At 72.9% G+C, this 395-nt stretch carries 1 pseudogene; it reads left to right on the forward strand.

The window, feature by feature from the left end:
* Positions 1 to 395: pseudogene (locus IDM40_RS27805) on the forward strand (HNH endonuclease); the annotation flags it as partial.

Here is a 395-nt window from a genome sequence, read left to right on the forward strand (position 1 = left end):
GAACGAGTACCGGGCCCGTATCGAGGCCGGCCTGGTCGGCGCCAAGCGTGAGAACCCCGCCACCTCGGTAGCCACGTTGAAGCACACCGCCCACCGCCTGGGCACCGCCCTGTGCCCCCAGCGCGGTGAGAAGGACGAGCAGGGCGCGTTCGAGGCGCGCGGGGCGCGCCTCTCGCGCGGGTTCCAGGGCGATTTCCACTTCACCGCCTGGGGCCCGGCCTCCGACGCCGAGCGCCTGGAAGCCGCGTTGGCCTCGTTCACCGCGCCCTTCGACGCCGAGTCCGATGGTGGTGCGGTGCGGGCCAAGAGCACCCGCACCTACGACGCCCTCCTGGCCACGGTGGACTTTGCGCACGGCCACCACGGGTGCGAAAAGGCGCCCGGCCCCAAGGCCT

It is taken from the genome of Nocardiopsis coralli (assembly GCF_014892575.1).
GTDB lineage: Bacteria > Actinomycetota > Actinomycetes > Streptosporangiales > Streptosporangiaceae > Nocardiopsis > Nocardiopsis coralli.